Genomic DNA, 15552 nt, shown 5'->3' on the forward strand with positions numbered 1-15552 from the left:
CCGTCGCACGTGACGCGCCGCCGCGCTCGGTCGCGAACCTCCGCGAGGGAGTCCCATGAACCTGCTCAACGGTCATCACGCGCCCACGACCGCCCTCGATGGCGGCACGGTATTCGATCCGCTGCTGCTGTTCGTGATCGTGGGCTGTGAGGTCGCGTTCTGGGTGTTCCTCCTGGCGGGGCTGTTCGCCCGGTACGCGCTCCGGCGCCGGCGGCTCGGCGGGGTCCTGCTGGTCTGTGTGCCGCTCGTGGACCTCGTGCTGGTCGTGGTCTCGCTGCTGGATCTGCGGCGCGGCGGCGAGCCCGGGCTGTCGCACGGCCTCGCCGCGGTGTATCTCGGGGTCAGCGTCGCCTTCGGCCCGGCGCTGGTGCGCCGTACGGACGCCTGGTTCGCCCACCGGTTCGAGGGGAGGCCACGGCCGCCCCGCCCGCGGGGGCGTGAGGCGGTGCGGCACGAGTGGCGGATGTGGGGACGGTGGGCGGCCGCCACGGCGATCTCCAACGGGGTCGCGCTGGTGATGTCCCTCGCCGCCGTGGCGGATGCGGATACCGGGGTGCTGTGGGACCTCCCGCTCCGGATGGTCCAAGTCGCCGTGGTCTGGCTGGTCGGCTGGCCGCTGCGGCTGACGCTCTTCCCGCCGCCGGAGCCGGAGGAGGACGCGGGCGAACGGCGGCCCGGGCGCGTCCGTACCGGTGTCTGAGAGCGTCAGCCGTCCAACAGCCCGGACTCCTGGGCGAGGATCGCCGCCTGGACGCGGGAGCGCAGCTCCAGCTTGGCGAGCACCTTCGACACGTGGGTCTTCACGGTGGTCTCGCCGATGAACAGCCTGGCGGCGATCTGGGCGTTCGACATGCCCATGCCGATGCAGCGCAGCACCTCGCGCTCCCGTTCGGTGAGCCGGCTCAGGTCCGGGGCGGGCTTCGCCGGGGCGGTCCGCGCGAACGCGTCGATGAGCCGCCGGGTGACCTGCGGGGCGAGCACGCCCTCCCCCGCGGCCACCAGCCGCACGGCCTCCACCAGCCGTGGCGCCTCCACCGACTTGAGCAGGAAACCGGCGGCCCCGGCCCGCAGCGCCCCGTACACGTACTCGTCGAGGTCGAAGGTGGTGAGCACGAGCACCTGGGCCAGCCCTTCGCCGACCAGGACGCGGGTGGCGGCGACGCCGTCCATGCCGGGCATGCGGACGTCCATCAGCACCACGTCCGGCCGCAGCGCCCGCGCCTGGCGGATGGCCGAGGCCCCGTCGGCGGCCTCCCCCACCACCTCGATGCCGGGCTGGTTGTTCAGCAGCAGCGCCAGCCCGGCCCGGATCGCGGCGTGGTCGTCGGCCAGCAGTACCTTGATCGTCATGCCCGCACCCCCGCCAGCGGCAGTACGGCGCGCACCAGCCAGCCCTGCCCCGACGGGCCGGCCACGAGGCTTCCCCCGACCGCCATGGCGCGCTCCCGCATGTTCGACAGGCCCGCGCCGGTGCCCGGACCGCGATCGGCCCCGGCGGGCAGCTCGTTGACCACCTCGACGGTGAGCGCACCGTCGGCGACGCGGAGGTCCATCCGGGCGCGGGCCCCTGGCGCGTGTTTCATCACGTTCGTCAACGCCTCCTGCGCGATCCGGTACGCGGTGAGATCGACCGCGGTCGGCAGCGCGGTCGAGTCGCCGAGCTCCGAGCGGACCTCGATGTCGAGGCCGCTCGCCCGCGCCGACTCGACCAGCGTGCCGAGCTCGGACAGCCCGGCCGGGACGACCGCCTCCCCCGTGTCGTCCTCGTCCGCGCCGGGACTGTCCGCCCGCAGCAGTTCGATCATCGCGCGCATCTCCTCCAGCGCGCGCACGCTGTTCTCCCGGACCGAGGCGAGCACCGCGCGCTGGGTCTCGGGGGAGGCGTCGGTGAGGTTGAGCGCGGCCTCGGACTGGATCGCGATCGCGGACAGGTGTCCCGCGATCACGTCGTGCAGGTCGCGGGCGAGCCGGGCGCGCTCGGCCGCCACGGCCGCCCGCCGGTCCAGCTCGGCGATCCGGGCGAGCTGCTCGGCGTTGACGCGTTCGGCCTCGGCGATCTCCATGTGCTGCCGGACGCTCGTCGCCCACCACGCGGAGATGCCGAGAAGGGGCACGAGCGCCACCCCGGTCAGCATGACGAGGATCGGCGCCGTCCCGGACGCCGCGCCGATGCCGAGCAGCGCGACCGCGGTCAGCGCCAGGATCGTGACGAGGATCCGGCCGGACCGCCGCGGGCCGTACAGCACAGCCGAGTAGACGAGGTCGCTGAACACGAGCAGCACGGCCAGGCTCGGCCCGATGAGGCCGTCGGCGACCACGATCACGAACCCGGCGACGAGCGCGCCGATCGGCGCCTTCCGCCGGAACACCTGCACGACGCAGATGCCCCCGAACAGCGCGATCCGCACCCACTCCGGCACGGTGAGCCCGGTCAGGAACAGCGCGAGCCAGTTGAGCGGGTAGGCGATCACGCCGATCCCGGCCGAGCTCACGGCGATGAGGACGTCCTGCCACACCGCCGGCAGGCTCCGCCACCACGTGACCACGGCCGTGCTGTGACGAGGCACGCCACCATCCCACCACGGCCGGCCGCGTCCGCCCATCCGCCGAAATGAGGACCCGCCATCCTCCCGGCCGCCGATGCGCCCGGCAGGCCGTACCAGGCCGGGTCGGGTACGGCCCGGCACCGGCGGCCGCGGAACGGTACGCGTGCCGATCCGGGCCATGACACGGCCAACCCCGCCTCCGGCGACGCGACAGGCGGGGTTCGCCAAGCGATGTCCGCTGAGCGGCCTACTTGAGCAGCTGGCGGGCCATCACCATGCGCTGGATCTGGTTGGTGCCCTCGTAGATCTGGGTGATCTTGGCGTCGCGCATCATGCGCTCGACCGGGAAGTCGTTGGTGTACCCGTAGCCGCCGAGGAGCTGGACCGCGTCGGTGGTGATCTCCATGGCGGCGTCGGAGGCGGCGCACTTGGCGGCGCTGGAGAAGAAGGTGAGGTCCTCCACCTTCTCGCCGCGCATGGCACGCTCCGACCTGGCCGCGGCGGCGTAGGTGAGCTGGCGGGCGGCCTCGAGCTTCATCGCCATGTCGGCGAGCATGAACTGCACGCCCTGGAACTCGGCGATCGCCTTGCCGAACTGCTTGCGCTCCTTGACGTACCCGAGGGCGTAGTCGAGCGCGCCCTGGGCGATGCCGATCGCCTGGGCGGCGATCGTGATCCGGGTGTGGTCGAGGGTGGCGAGCGCGGTCTTGAAGCCGGTGCCGGGCTCGCCGATCATGCGCCAGGCCGGGATGCGGCAGTCGTCGAAGTACAGCTCACAGGTGGGCGAGCCCTTGATGCCGAGCTTCTTCTCCGGGGCGCCGACCGAGAAGCCGGGGTCGTCCTTCTCCACCACGAAGGCCGAGATGCCCCGGGCGCCGGCCCCGGGCTCGGTGACGGCCATCACCGTGTAGTACGTCGACACGCCCGCGTTGGTGATCCACCGCTTGGTGCCGTTGAGCACGTAGTGGTCGCCGTCCCGCACCGCCGTGGTGCGCATGGCCGCGGCGTCGGAGCCCGCCTCGGGCTCGGAGAGCGCGTACGAGAACATCGCCTCGCCGCGGGCGACCGGCGGCAGGTAGCGCTGCTTGAGCTCCTCGGACCCCGACAGCAGCAGCGGTACGGTGCCGAGCTTGTTGACGGCGGGTATGAGGGAGGTCGAGGCGCACGCGCGGGCCACCTCTTCGATCACGATCACCGCCGCGAGGGCGTCACCGCCCGCCCCGCCGTACTCCTCGGGGATGTGGATGGCGTGCATGTCCGCCTCCACCAGGGCCTGGTAGACGTCCCACGGGAACTCTCCGGTCCGGTCGACCTCCGCGGCCCGCGGGGCGATCTTGTCCTCGGCGAGGGCCCGGATCGCCTGCCGGAGCATGGTGTGTTCCTCGAGGGGTGCATACAGAGGGAAGCTCATAACCAGATGGTAGGACGTCCAACAATCGCAGTCCCCACCGGGACCGAACAAGTTTCGGTTTTCTTGACGCGAGCGCGCTCCGGGATCGCGGCCGGGCCCGCCGGGGTGGGCCGGTAGCATGCCTCGGCAACGCGCGCGCGATTATGGGACTTAGTCACGATCACGGGTAAAGGTGGTCGAGCCGGACGCGGTGGGAGGACGACACGCGGCCTCCACGCCGGTACGGCGAGGCGGACCAGACCCGCGGAGGGAAGGGAAGGAGCGCTCGTGCCGTACCGCCTCACAGTGCTGGGAACGGGATATCTGGGCGCCACGCACGCGGCGTGCATGGCGGACCTGGGCTTCGAGGTGCTCGGTCTCGACGTCGACGCCGCGAAGATCGCCCGGCTGCGGGCGGGGGATCTCCCGATCTACGAGCCGGGCCTGGACGAGCTGCTCAAACGGAACCTGGAGGCCGGCCGGCTGCGCTTCACCACCTCCTACGAGGAGGCCGCCGAGTTCGGGGACGTGCACTTCATCTGCGTGGGCACCCCGCAGAAGCCGGGCGAGTACGCGGCGGACACCTCCTACCTCGACGCGGTCGTCGAATCGCTCGCCCCGCACCTCACCCGCGAGTGCCTCGTGGTGGGCAAGAGCACGGTGCCGGTGGGCACCGCGGCCCGCCTCGCCGAGAAGCTGGTACGGCTCGCCCCGGCCGGCGAGCAGGTCGAGCTCGCCTGGAACCCGGAGTTCCTGCGCGAGGGCTACGCCGTCCGCGACACCCTGCACCCCGACCGGATCGTGATCGGCGTGGCCTCGGAGAAGGCCGAGAAGATCCTGCGCGAGGTCTACGCCCCGATGCTGACCGCGGGCGTGCCGCTGATCGTCACCGACTACCCGACCGCCGAGCTGGTGAAGACCGCGGCGAACGCCTTCCTCGCCACCAAGATCTCGTTCATCAACGCGATGGCCGAGGTGTGCGAGGCCGCCCACGCCGACGTCAAGCAGCTCTCCCTTGCGCTCTCCTACGACGAGCGCATCGGCGGCAAGTTCCTCAACCCCGGCCTCGGCTTCGGCGGCGGCTGCCTGCCCAAGGACATCCGGGCGTTCATGGCCCGCGCCGGGGAGCTCGGCGCCGACCAGGCGCTGTCGTTCCTCCGCGAGGTGGACGCGATCAACATGCGCCGCCGCGCCCGCATGGTCGACCTCGCCCGCGAGCTCGCCGGCGGGTCGTTCCACGGCTGCAACGTGGCCGTGCTCGGCGCCGCGTTCAAGCCGAACTCCGACGACATCCGCGACTCGCCCGCGCTCGACGTCGCGGTCAACATCCGCAACCAGGGCGGCCGGGTGCGGGTGTACGACCCGGTGGCGCTCGACAACGCGCGGCGCGCCCACCCCGAGCTCGAGTACGGCGAGTCCGCGTTCGACGTCGCCCGCGCCGCGCACGTGGTGCTGCTGCTCACCGAGTGGCAGGAGTTCGTCGAGCTCGACCCCGAGGAGCTGGGCCGGGTCGTGGCCGAGCGCAACATGGTCGACGGCCGCAACGCCCTCGACGCGGAGGCGTGGCGGGCCGCCGGGTGGCACTACCGCGCGCTGGGCCGTCCCTGACCTCACGGGCACCCCGGGTCCCGTCGGCGGTCCGGCCGGAAGAGGTCGACGCGGATCGATTCGTGATCGGGAAGCGCGATCGCCCGGGGCGGGCGGTCCCCTGCGGCGCAGACGGGGATCAGGAAGAACCTGTCGTTGGCGTGGATCAGCAGCCGCAGGCCCTCGTACCGGTAGCGGTAGCGCGCGGCCTCCCCCCGGGTCTGCCGTAGCGCGGTCTCCGTGACGCCGTCACCCTCGATGTGCAGCCGCTCGGGTGCGTACACGACCGCCCGCGGCAGGCCGTACGGGTCCGACAGCACGGCCCGCGCCGAGGCGTCCGCCTCCCCCAGCACGTAGTAGGCCACCCCCCAGATCAGGGTGAGGGCGAGCACGCAGACCAGGGCCACGGACCAGAAGGTGTACAGCAGGGGCGCCTCGGCCCGCAGCCGCAAGGCGCCGCGGCCGGTCAGGGTGTGCAGGCGGCGGGCGAGCGCGAGCAGCAGCACGCCGACGAGGATGCTGAGCGGGACGACGGGAAACGCGACGTTGTAGCGCACCACCTCGACGGTCCCCGGGAACCCGAGCAGGCACGCGAGCACGCCGAGGCCCGTCGCCGCCCACGCCACCCGCCGGGCCGCCGTGGCGTGTCCGGCGATGCGCGAGAGGAACAGCACGTACGGGGGTCCCAGGAGCACGATCGCGAGCAGCGGCCACAGCAGCGGCCGGAACGTGGCGTCGGGGCTCTGCAACATGTAGTCCTGCGGGGAGAGGTCGAGGACGTCCGGCGTGAGGCCGTAGTGCCTGAGCCTCGCGTTCACCCACACGGACCCGAGGTAGATCATCAGCGCGGCGAGGACGGTCGTCGGCGCGACGATCGGAAGCAGCAACTGCCACAGGCGGGGCAGCTCCCCCGCCTGCGTGTTCCGATCCGTCTCGCCGCCTCGCGTTCCCGCCCTGCGCGGCATGGGCGTCAGTCCCCCTCCTGGCCGGGCCGCCCGCCGTCCGCGGGTCCCTCGCCCGGAGGCGCCTCGCCCGGGGGCGGCCGCTCGCCCGGCTCCTCGGTCACCGGCCCCTCGGACTGCGGCGCGTCGGTGGGCGGCTCCGGGCTCGGCGGGGAGGTGACGACGTCCGGCCCGGTGTCGTCCGGGCTCGGCGGCTCGCCGGTGTCCTCCGGCGAGGAGTCCGGCTCCCGTTCGGGCTCGGGCGCCTCGCACGGCAGCGTCGCGCCCTCCGGCCGTACGGCGGCGCACTTCTCCGCGTACCGCTCGGCGGCCTGCGGATCGACGGCGGAGAGCTTGTCGAGGGCGGCGCGTACGCCGTCGGCGTCCCCCTCGGCCGCGTATCCGACCACCTGCCCGCTGAACATCAGCGTCTCAAGCGGCGTGCGCACGGTCTGCGGCAGCTGCTCGCTCAGCCTCTCCGCCTCGCGCAGGTCGGCCAGCCCTTCGGAGACCAGCCCCAGGTTGATCTTCGCGACGCCGCCGCACAGCCGGCAGATCGCGAGCGTCTGCGGCGTGGCCCGTTCCGCCCGGCCGCCCAGGGACCCGGCGAGCGACCGCGGCATCGCCTGCTCCGCCTTCCGGTCCATGGAATCGGCCAGCGACCGGTACTCGCCGGCCCGCATCTTCGCCTCGCATTCCTTGAGCGCGGCGAAGCCGGCGCTCGGGATGCTCGCGCCGCCGTCCGGGGGGATGATCGACTCAGCGGGAAGCTCCACCTTCGCCTTGGCGGGGATCTCGCCCTCCCGATCGGCCCCTCCGCACCCGGCCGGCAGCATCAGGACGGCCACCGACGCGGCCAGGAACCGCCCCCATCTCCCCACAGGCACCTCCGAGCCCAACGGACGGACATCGGTGGCATACCCTGCGGAATGGGTTGGACACGACCCGTTACGCGTCGCCCGATACCGCGCCGAGCGCCGCGGCCTCGGCGCGCAGCCGCTCCCCCTTGGCGTACGCCTGCTCCCGCAGCGACTCCTGGAACGCGGCCATCTTCGCGCGCAGCGCGGTGTCGGTGGCGGCGAGGATGCGTACGGCGAGCAGCCCGGCGTTGCGGGCGTTGCCCACGGCCACCGTGGCGACCGGCACGCCGGCGGGCATCTGCACGATCGACAGCAGCGAGTCGAGGCCGTCGAGGTGCTTGAGCGGCACCGGGACGCCGATCACCGGCAGCGGGGTGACCGAGGCGAGCATGCCCGGCAGGTGGGCGGCGCCGCCCGCCCCCGCGATGATCACCTGGAGGCCGCGGCCCGCCGCGCGGGAGCCGTACTCGATCATCTCGTGCGGCATGCGGTGGGCCGAGACCACGTCGGCCTCGAACGGCACGCCGAACTCGGTGAGCGCCTCGGCGGCCTGGCGCATCACCGGCCAGTCCGAGTCGCTGCCCATCACGATGCCGACCCGGGCGGCCCCGGGGGCGCTCTCAGGGGTGCTCGCGGTGGTCATGGTCAGACGTACTCCCCCGTGGCCAGATAGACGGCGGCGTGGCGGGCGCGGGCCCGCACCTCCTCCAGGTCGGTGCCGACCGCGGTGACGTGGCCGATCTTGCGGCCGGGCCGTACCCGCTTGCCGTAGAAGTGCACCTTCACCCGCGGGTCGTGCGCCATCACGTGCTCGTAGCGGGAGAACACGTCCGGGTCGGAACCGCCGAGCACGTTCGCCATCACCACCACCGGGGCGGTCATCTCGGGCGAGCCGAGCGGCAGGTCGAGGATCGCGCGCAGGTGCTGCTCGAACTGCGAGGTGCGGGAGCCCTCGATCGTCCAGTGGCCGCTGTTGTGCGGGCGCATCGCGAGCTCGTTCACCACCACCGAGCCGTCGGCGAGCTGGAACATCTCGACCGCGAGCAGCCCGGTCACGCCGAGCTCGCGGGCCACGGTGAGCGCGACGCGCTGGGCGTTCGCCGCGTGCTCGGGGTCGATCCCGGGGGCGGGCGCGAGCACCTCGACGCAGATGCCGTCGCGCTGCACGGTCTCCACGACCGGGTAGCTCACCCCCTGGCCGTGCGGGGATCGGGCGACCAGCACCGCGACCTCGCGCTCGAACGGCACGAACGCCTCGGCGAGCACCGCCGTGCCGGTGGCGAGCACCTCGCCCGCCTCCTCGGCGTCCGCGCACACCCACACGCCCTTGCCGTCGTAGCCGCCGCGCACCGCCTTGAGCACGACCGGCCAGCCGTGCTCCTCGGCGAACGCCTCGACCGCGGCGAGCGAGTCCACCGGCGCCCACGCCGGGCACGGCACGCCGAGGTCGCTCAGCCGCCGCCGCATCGCCAGCTTGTCCTGGGCGTGCACGAGCGCGTCCGCGCCGGGCCGTACCGGAAGGCCGGCCGCCTCCAGGGCCCGGATGTGCTCGGTGGGCACGTGCTCGTGGTCGAAGGTGATCACATCGCAGCCCTTGGCGAAGGCGCGCAGGTCGGCGAGGTCGCGGTGATCGCCGAGGCGCACGTCGGCGACCACGCGCGCCGCGCTCTCGTCGCGCGCGTTCGCCAGCACGCGCAGCTCCACGCCGAGCGCGATCGCGGCCTGCTGGGTCATGCGGGCGAGCTGCCCGGCCCCCACCATGCCGACCACCGGCCCGAGCGGCGCCGCGAGGTCGCGGGCGTCGCGGGGCAGCGGGGCGTCGGCGCCGGAGGCCATGTCGCCGCTGGTGGTTGGACCTGTCACGAGATCCCAGCCTAGCCGAGGCGGGAAAACGCCCTCCGCGGTGTGCCCCGCCCGGCGGGACCCCGCTCCGGCGCCGCCTCGGGGCCCGGCCGAAACATCTCGGTACGCCTTCTTTAGCGCTTCTCCGCCCGAGAGTGCCCCCCGCCCCCGGTAGCCTGGTGGCAACCGGCTCCGACGTGAGCGATCGTCAACCCCGGTGAGGAAAGGAATCACGCCCACCGTGCAACTGGTCCGACGGCTGTACGAGCGCTTCTCCGAACTCGTGCATGAGATGGCGAAGTTCGGCACGGTCGGAGCCGCGATGTTCGTCCTCGACTGGGGCTGCACGAACTTTCTGCGGTACGGCCTGCACCTGGGGCCGCTCACGTCCAAGGTGATCGCCACGGTCATCGCGGCGACCTGCTCGTACCTGCTCAACCGCTACTGGACCTGGCGGCACCGGGAGAAGTCCGGCCTGGCCCGCGAGTACTTCCTGTTCTTCCTGCTCAACGGCATCGGGCTGCTGATCGCGCTGCTCGTGATCGGCTTCGTGGAGTACACGCTCAAGCTGCAGACCGCGCTCGCCTACAACATCTCCATCGTGCTGGGGAACGGGCTCGGCACGCTGTTCCGCTTCTGGTCGTACAAGAAGTGGGTGTTCCTGCCCGCGGACATGCCGCCGGTCGACCCGCACACCGGCCTGCCCGAGGCCGAGAACTCGGGTCACGACGAGTCCGCGGCGCCCGCGCACCTGCCGGCGGCCGAGGTCCGCGCCGCGGGCAGGCAGCCCGAAGCCTCCTGAGCACGGCGCTCCCTCCCGGCACGCTCAGGTCGGCGCGGCACACCGTCCACGACCGGTGCCGGGCGCGGTCCGGCCACCGGTCGGGCATGTCGCGGTCGGCCGTCCGGCCGCGCGTGTTCGGCCGGCCGTCTTCGGCCGGGCACGGCCGGGCCGGAGGGGTACGGCCCGGGCCTGCGCGGACCGCCCGGGCGGTCAGGCCGGGCCGCTGACCACGCGGTAGCGCTCCCGGTCGCCCACCGGGCGCAGGAAGACGGCGAAGGCCGCGGGGCAACGCCGTACCAGCTCCAGGCGTCCCCCGTCGGCGACCGCCAGGGTGCGGGCGAGGGTGAGGCCGAGACCGGTGCCGCCGCCGCCGCTGACGTTGCGCTCGAAGATGCGGCCGGCGAGCTCGTCCGGCACGCCGGGTCCCTCGTCGGCGACCTCGATCACGATGGAACGCTCCACACTCGTCGTGGTGATCGTGACCGTTCCGGCGCCGTGCTCGAGGGAGTTCTCCAGCAGGGTGGAGATGACCTGGCTGAGGCCGCCCTCGGTGGCGAGCGCGCTCAGCCCGCGCTCACCCGTGAGCACGAGCCTGCGCCCGGCCCTGCGGAAGGCGGGCTCCCACTCGGTCATCTGCTGCTTAAGGATGGTGTCCACCTCAAGCGGCTCGGCCTGCGCGTGGCGCTGCCGCCGGGCGGCGGCGAGCAGCTCGTCGATCACGGCGGTGAGCCGCTCGACCTGCACGATCGCGGCCTCGCCCTCCTCCCGGACCACGGCGGGCTGGTCGGCGGCGGCGACGATCTCCTCCAGGCGCATGGTCAGCCCGGTCAGCGGGGTGCGGAGCTGGTGGGACGCGTCGGTGGCGAACTCCCGCTCCCTGCCGAGCAGCTCGGAGATGCGCGTCGCACTGCGGTCGAGCACCTCCGCCACCCGGTCCAGCTCCGGGATGCCGTAGCGGTGCCTGCTGGGCCGGGCGTCGCCGGAGCCGAGCCGCTCCGCGATCGCGCCCAGGTCCTGCAGCGGCAGCACGAGACGGCGCGACTGCACGATCGCCAGCCCGACGGCGACGGCGAGCGCCGCGAGCGCGAGCACCACGATGAACAGCAGGCGTGCCCGCACCTCGGCCTCGACCTGGCCGCCGTCCCGGGTCACCCGGACGTAGACCCCGCTCTCGGACTGCACCTCCTCGGTGATCTGGCGGTCCTCGGGCGGAGCCGTACCGGCGACGACCGGTTCCTGCCCGGTGACGAAGATCTGGATGTAGCGGTCGGGGTAGTCCCGCTCCAGATGCTGCGCCGTGACCGGGCGCTCCCCGGTCATGCGGGCATACTCCATCGCCCCGAGCAGTCGCGTCGCCTCGGCCCGCAGCTCCTGGACGGCCTCGTCATAGATGAGGCGGCTGACCACCACCCCCAGGGGCACCCCCAGGAGCAACACCGCTATGGCCGCGACGACCAGCGTGGAGGAGAGCAGACGCCGCCGCACCCGCCCCCCTAGTCACGCTCGAACCGGAAACCGACTCCCCGGACGGTCGTGATGTACCTGGGCTTCGCCGCGTCGTCACCGAGCTTGCGGCGGAGCCAGGAGATGTGCATGTCGAGCGTCTTGGTGGAACCCCACCAGTTCGTGTCCCACACCTCCCGCATGATCTGTTCCCGCGTCACGACCTTGCCGGCGTCCCGCACGAGCACGCGCAGCAGGTCGAATTCCTTGGTGGTGAGGTGCAGCTCCTTGTCGCCCAGCCAGGCCCTGCGGGAGTCGGCGTCGATGCGCACTCCCTGCACGACGGGCGTCTCGGAGGTGCCGCGCCGGAGCAGCGCCCGTACCCGGGCGAGCAGCTCGGCGAGACGGAACGGTTTGGTGACGTAGTCGTCGGCCCCGGCGTCGAGACCGACCACGGTGTCCACCTCGTCGACCCGTGCGGTCAGGATGAGCACGGGCGTGCCGTGACCCTCGGCGCGGAGGCGGCGGGCGACCTCAAGCCCGTCCATCTCCGGCAGCCCCAGGTCCAGAACGATGAGATCGACGCCACCGGACAGAGCCCTCTCCAGGGCCTGCGGGCCGTCGGGGCTCACCTCCACCTGATAGCCCTCACGGCGCAGTGCACGCGCCAACGGCTCAGAGATCGAGGTGTCGTCCTCGGCGAGAAGTACGCAGGTCATAAGCCGATCGTATGACCTTAGGCGATCGTTTCCCGGCTACAGCGCGCGGTTTGACCAGCCGTTGACCTATTGATTGACCTGCGCAAACTCAGACAAATGAGCGACACCTAGGGTGTATCGCCGGGGGTTCGCCCGGCCCTGACGGGGGCGGCGGACGGCTAGTCGTCGTCCGCCGAACGGGGCTCGGCGTACCGCTGGAGGTACAGCCGCTCGCCGAGGCTCTCGACCAGCTCCAGCTCGGTCTCGAGGTAGTCGATGTGCCGCTCCTCGTCCTCGAGGATGTCCTCGAAGATCCGCGCGGAGGTGATGTCTCCCTTCTCGCGCATGATGCGGATGCCGCTGCGCAGCCGGTCGACGACGCCGAGCTCCAGGTCGAGGTCGGCCCGGATCTGCTCGGGCACGGTCTGGCCGATGTGCAGGGTGTTGAGCTTCTGGTAGTTCGGCAGGCCCTCGAGGAACAGGATGCGGTCGGTGAGCCGCTCGGCGTGGCGCATCTCGTCGATCGACTCGGCCCGCGTGTAGGCGGCAAGGCGCGTGTAGCCCCAGTTCTCCTGCATCTTCGCGTGCAGGAAGTACTGGTTGATCGCGGTCAGCTCCGAGGTGAGCTGCTCGTTGAGCAGTGTGATGATCTCCGGGTCGCCCTGCATGTGGCCTCTTCTTCGCGATGGTGGGGGGCGTGGTGCCTCATCGCCTGACCGCCGGCGGCGCAGACGACCCCGTTGTCATTCCCTAGGACGCGGCCGCCAACTCCGTGTTGCGCTTCAACATCGCGCATATTCTCCGTATGCAGATCGCACAGTCACTTCCCGCGCCGGTGGCGTCGCGAATCTGCTTCGCGCTCTTCGCGCCGGCCGCGATGCACTCGTTGATCTCGCTCTCGGTCACGGCTCGGCAGACGCAGGCGTACATGGCGCGCTTGAGGCCTTTCGCGTACGGAGGTCGGGCACGGCCCGCTTGCTTAGGTAAGGCAAGCCTAAGATAGCGCACCCGGACAACGCCTCACCAGCAGGGTCCGGTCATCGTGCGCCAAAGGGTTTCCGTGCCCGACCTCCTGCGCGCGGCCTCCTGCACGCGGCCTCCTGCACGCGGCCACCTGCGCTCCTGCCGGCATCCGGCGTCCTGCGCCGGACCCGCGCCGCCGGCCGCCTAGGCCCGGCCTGCGGCCTCCGGACGACGGCGCGGGCCGGAGCCGGGACCGGGCCGGCTCAGAGCTCGACCACCGACCGCAGCACCTCGCCGCGGTGCATCTTGGCGAAGGCCTCCTCCACCTGGTCGAGCCGGATCGTCTCGGTCACGAACCCCTCGAGGTCGAGCCGGCCCTGCAGGTAGAGGTCGATGAGCATGGGGAAGTCCCGCGACGGCAGGCAGTCGCCGTACCAGGAGGACTTCAGCGCGCCGCCCCGGCCGAACACGTCGAGCAGCGGCAGCTCGATCGTCATCTCCGGGGTGGGCACGCCGACGAGCACCACGGTGCCCGCGAGGTCGCGGGCGTAGAACGCCTGCTTGTAGGTCTCCGGACGGCCCACCGCCTCGATCACGACGTCGGCGCCGAACCCGCCGGTGAGCTCGCGGATCGCCTCGACCGGGTCGGTCTTGGTGGAGTTGATCGTGTGCGTGGCGCCGAACCGCTTCGCCCACTCGAGCTTGCGGTCGTCCACGTCCACCGCGATGATCTTCGCCGCGCCGGCGAGGGACGAGCCGAGGATCGCCGCGTCGCCCACGCCGCCGCAGCCGATCACCGCCACCGAGTCGCCGCGGGTCACCCCGCCGGTGTTGATCGCCGCGCCGATGCCGGCCATCACGCCGCAGCCGAGCAGGCCGGCCACGGCCGGGCGCGCGGCCGGGTCGACCTTCGTGCACTGCCCGGCGGCGACCAGCGTCTTCTCGATGAACGCGCCGATGCCGAGCGCCGGGGTGAGCTCGGTCCCGTCCTCGAGCGTCATCTTCTGCTTCGCGTTGTGCGTGGCGAAGCAGTACCAGGGCCGCCCGCGCAGGCAGGCACGGCAGTTGCCGCACACCGCGCGCCAGTTGAGGATGACGTAGTCGCCCGGCTGCACCGTGGTCACGTCCGGGCCGACCGCCTCGACCGTACCGGCCGCCTCGTGGCCGAGCAGGAACGGGAAGTCGTCGGTGATCCCGCCCTCGCGGTAGTGCAGGTCGGTGTGGCAGACGCCGCAGGCCTGGATGTTCACCACCGCCTCGCCCGGGCCCGGGTCCGGCACGTGGACGCGCTCCACGCGCACCGGCTCGCCCTTGGCCCTGGCGACCACACCTTGCACCTCGTACGGCATATCGCACCTCACTTGCACTCGCCGGTGATCCCGGGGCCGGGCGTGGGGCCGTCGGCGCGCCCCGCCGTCCCGTCGGCCCGGATCACCGTGCCTGTCTCGCCGACGCCTGTGCCGGCTGTTCGCCGGTCTCCCCCGCTTGTTCCCGATCCGCCGGTACGGCCCGCAGGACGTACGGCTGGATCACCCCGAAGCCACGGGCCGGCCTGCGCCTGATCTTGCAGATCTCCAGGCCGGGCACGCCGGCAAGCCCCTCCGCCATGCCGGTGTCGATGATGATCGTTCCTGGCCGGGCGATCGCGGTGAGCCGCGCCGCCAGGTTCACCGTGGGGCCGAAGACGTCGCCCATCACGGGCAGGATCGGGCCGTAGGCGAGGCCGACCCGGACGTCCGGCCCGTCGTGCCGCTCCCGCACCGCGTCGGCGAGCTCCAGCGCGATCGCCGCCGCGGCCGGCGGGTCCTGGGCGGTGAACAGCACCTCGTCGCCGAGCGCCTTCACCAGCCGCCCGCCCCGCGCCGCGATCACGTCCGAGGCGCGGGCCTCGAAGCCCTCCACCAGCTCGGTGAGCGCCGACTCGTCGAGCTCCCGCGAGTAGCGGGTGAACGAGACCAGGTCGGCGAAGCCCACCGCGAGGGTGACGCGCGGGGACGGCGTGCCGCCCGCGAGCTCGTCGTGGGCGAGGAGGCGGTTGACGGCCGCGGCGAGCTGCACCCGCCAGACGTGCACGAGGAGCTTCTCGAAGTCCGGCAGCAGCCGTTCGGCCGTCTGCAGGAGCCGGGCGATGTCCGCGTCGGCGACCGGCTCGCCGGTGTCGGCGAGGTGGTCGAGGACGATCTCGGTCTGCCATTGGGCGAGCCGCGCGGTGGTCTGCCCGAGCGCCCGGGCCATGCGGATCACGATCTTCTCGTCGAGCAGGCCCTCCTCGAGCAGCACGCCGATGCGGCGCAGCGCGGCGACGTCGGCGTCGCTGAACGCGATCGCGTCGTCCGCGGGGGCGGCGAACCCCAGCGCGCGCCAGATGCGGGCGGCCAGCTCCGACGGCACCCCGGCCGCCGCGGCGACCTGGTGCCGGGTGTGGCGAGCGGGTGGACCGAGGAACACGCGCTCAATGTCCTCCGCCGTCGGCCGCTTCGCCGGAACCTCATTCATTG

At 72.5% G+C, this 15552-nt stretch carries 16 protein-coding genes; 3 read left to right on the forward strand and 13 right to left on the reverse strand.

From position 1 onward, the window contains the following. The first annotated feature begins 55 nt into the window (after window positions 1-55). Entirely contained in the window at window positions 56-700 is a 645-nt protein-coding gene (locus tag FHX40_RS17945) for a hypothetical protein (protein WP_211350309.1), read from the forward strand. A 5-nt stretch (window positions 701-705) separates the two neighbouring features. Here FHX40_RS17945 and FHX40_RS17950 read toward each other — a convergent pair whose 3' ends face one another. The 3 genes from FHX40_RS17950 to FHX40_RS17960 form a co-directional block, all read right to left on the reverse strand. Continuing rightward, on the reverse strand, window positions 706-1350 hold the full coding sequence (locus FHX40_RS17950; protein ID WP_142260699.1) for a response regulator: 645 nt from the start codon (window positions 1348-1350) through the stop codon (window positions 706-708). After that, window positions 1347-2516: a sensor histidine kinase gene (locus FHX40_RS17955; protein ID WP_211350310.1), complete on the reverse strand. Its 1170-nt coding sequence runs from the start codon at window positions 2514-2516 to the stop codon at window positions 1347-1349. Before FHX40_RS17955 ends, FHX40_RS17950 begins: the two co-directional genes overlap by 4 nt. 277 nt (window positions 2517-2793) lie before the next feature. Further along, window positions 2794-3957, reverse strand: a complete 1164-nt coding sequence (locus tag FHX40_RS17960; protein ID WP_142260701.1) for an acyl-CoA dehydrogenase family protein — start codon at window positions 3955-3957, stop codon at window positions 2794-2796. Between the two features lie 267 nt (window positions 3958-4224). On the opposite strand from FHX40_RS17960, the gene FHX40_RS17965 reads away from it, so the two are divergent. Beyond that, on the forward strand, window positions 4225-5544 hold the full coding sequence (locus FHX40_RS17965) for a UDP-glucose dehydrogenase family protein (protein ID WP_142260702.1): 1320 nt from the start codon (window positions 4225-4227) through the stop codon (window positions 5542-5544). Window positions 5545-5546: 2 nt separating this feature from the next. Here the strand turns inward: FHX40_RS17965 and FHX40_RS17970 are convergent, their stop codons facing one another. The 4 genes from FHX40_RS17970 to FHX40_RS17985 all read right to left on the reverse strand — a co-directional run bounded on the left by FHX40_RS17970 (window position 5547) and on the right by FHX40_RS17985 (window position 9187). Next, the gene (locus FHX40_RS17970) at window positions 5547-6488 is read right to left on the reverse strand and encodes a hypothetical protein (RefSeq protein ID WP_142260703.1); all 942 of its coding nucleotides are present in this window, start codon (window positions 6486-6488) and stop codon (window positions 5547-5549) included. 5 nt (window positions 6489-6493) lie between these two features. Then, window positions 6494-7345 carry a hypothetical protein gene (locus FHX40_RS17975; RefSeq protein ID WP_142260704.1) on the reverse strand — a complete coding sequence of 284 codons (852 nt, stop codon included), beginning with the start codon at window positions 7343-7345 and terminating at the stop codon, window positions 6494-6496. A 67-nt stretch (window positions 7346-7412) separates the two neighbouring features. After that, on the reverse strand, window positions 7413-7967 hold the full coding sequence (gene purE, locus FHX40_RS17980; protein ID WP_142260705.1) for a 5-(carboxyamino)imidazole ribonucleotide mutase: 555 nt from the start codon (window positions 7965-7967) through the stop codon (window positions 7413-7415). A gap of 2 nt (window positions 7968-7969) precedes the next feature. Further along, window positions 7970-9187 (reverse strand): 5-(carboxyamino)imidazole ribonucleotide synthase, encoded by a 1218-nt coding sequence (locus FHX40_RS17985; RefSeq protein WP_373286901.1) that lies wholly within the window; start codon window positions 9185-9187, stop codon window positions 7970-7972. Between the two features lie 220 nt (window positions 9188-9407). On the opposite strand from FHX40_RS17985, the gene FHX40_RS17990 reads away from it, so the two are divergent. Then, window positions 9408-9968 (forward strand): GtrA family protein, encoded by a 561-nt coding sequence (locus FHX40_RS17990; RefSeq protein WP_229789028.1) that lies wholly within the window; start codon window positions 9408-9410, stop codon window positions 9966-9968. 192 nt (window positions 9969-10160) lie between these two features. Here FHX40_RS17990 and FHX40_RS17995 read toward each other — a convergent pair whose 3' ends face one another. The 6 genes from FHX40_RS17995 to FHX40_RS18020 form a co-directional block, all read right to left on the reverse strand. After that, the gene (locus FHX40_RS17995) at window positions 10161-11435 is read right to left on the reverse strand and encodes an ATP-binding protein (protein ID WP_142260706.1); all 1275 of its coding nucleotides are present in this window, start codon (window positions 11433-11435) and stop codon (window positions 10161-10163) included. Window positions 11436-11443: 8 nt separating this feature from the next. Continuing rightward, window positions 11444-12112, reverse strand: coding sequence for a response regulator transcription factor (locus tag FHX40_RS18000; RefSeq protein ID WP_142260707.1), 669 nt, complete (start codon window positions 12110-12112; stop codon window positions 11444-11446). 158 nt (window positions 12113-12270) lie between these two features. Further along, window positions 12271-12759 (reverse strand): bacterioferritin, encoded by a 489-nt coding sequence (gene bfr / locus FHX40_RS18005; protein WP_142260708.1) that lies wholly within the window; start codon window positions 12757-12759, stop codon window positions 12271-12273. Window positions 12760-12841: 82 nt separating this feature from the next. Beyond that, on the reverse strand, window positions 12842-13021 hold the full coding sequence (locus FHX40_RS18010) for a (2Fe-2S)-binding protein (RefSeq protein ID WP_142260709.1): 180 nt from the start codon (window positions 13019-13021) through the stop codon (window positions 12842-12844). A 296-nt stretch (window positions 13022-13317) separates the two neighbouring features. Continuing rightward, a complete protein-coding gene (locus FHX40_RS18015; RefSeq protein WP_142260710.1) occupies window positions 13318-14403 on the reverse strand; it encodes an S-(hydroxymethyl)mycothiol dehydrogenase in 1086 nt (361 codons plus the stop codon). Between the two features lie 82 nt (window positions 14404-14485). Further along, window positions 14486-15550, reverse strand: coding sequence for an adenylate/guanylate cyclase domain-containing protein (locus FHX40_RS18020; RefSeq protein ID WP_142260711.1), 1065 nt, complete (start codon window positions 15548-15550; stop codon window positions 14486-14488). Window positions 15551-15552: the final 2 nt, after the last annotated feature.

Source organism: Thermopolyspora flexuosa (assembly GCF_006716785.1).
Taxonomy (GTDB): domain Bacteria; phylum Actinomycetota; class Actinomycetes; order Streptosporangiales; family Streptosporangiaceae; genus Thermopolyspora; species Thermopolyspora flexuosa.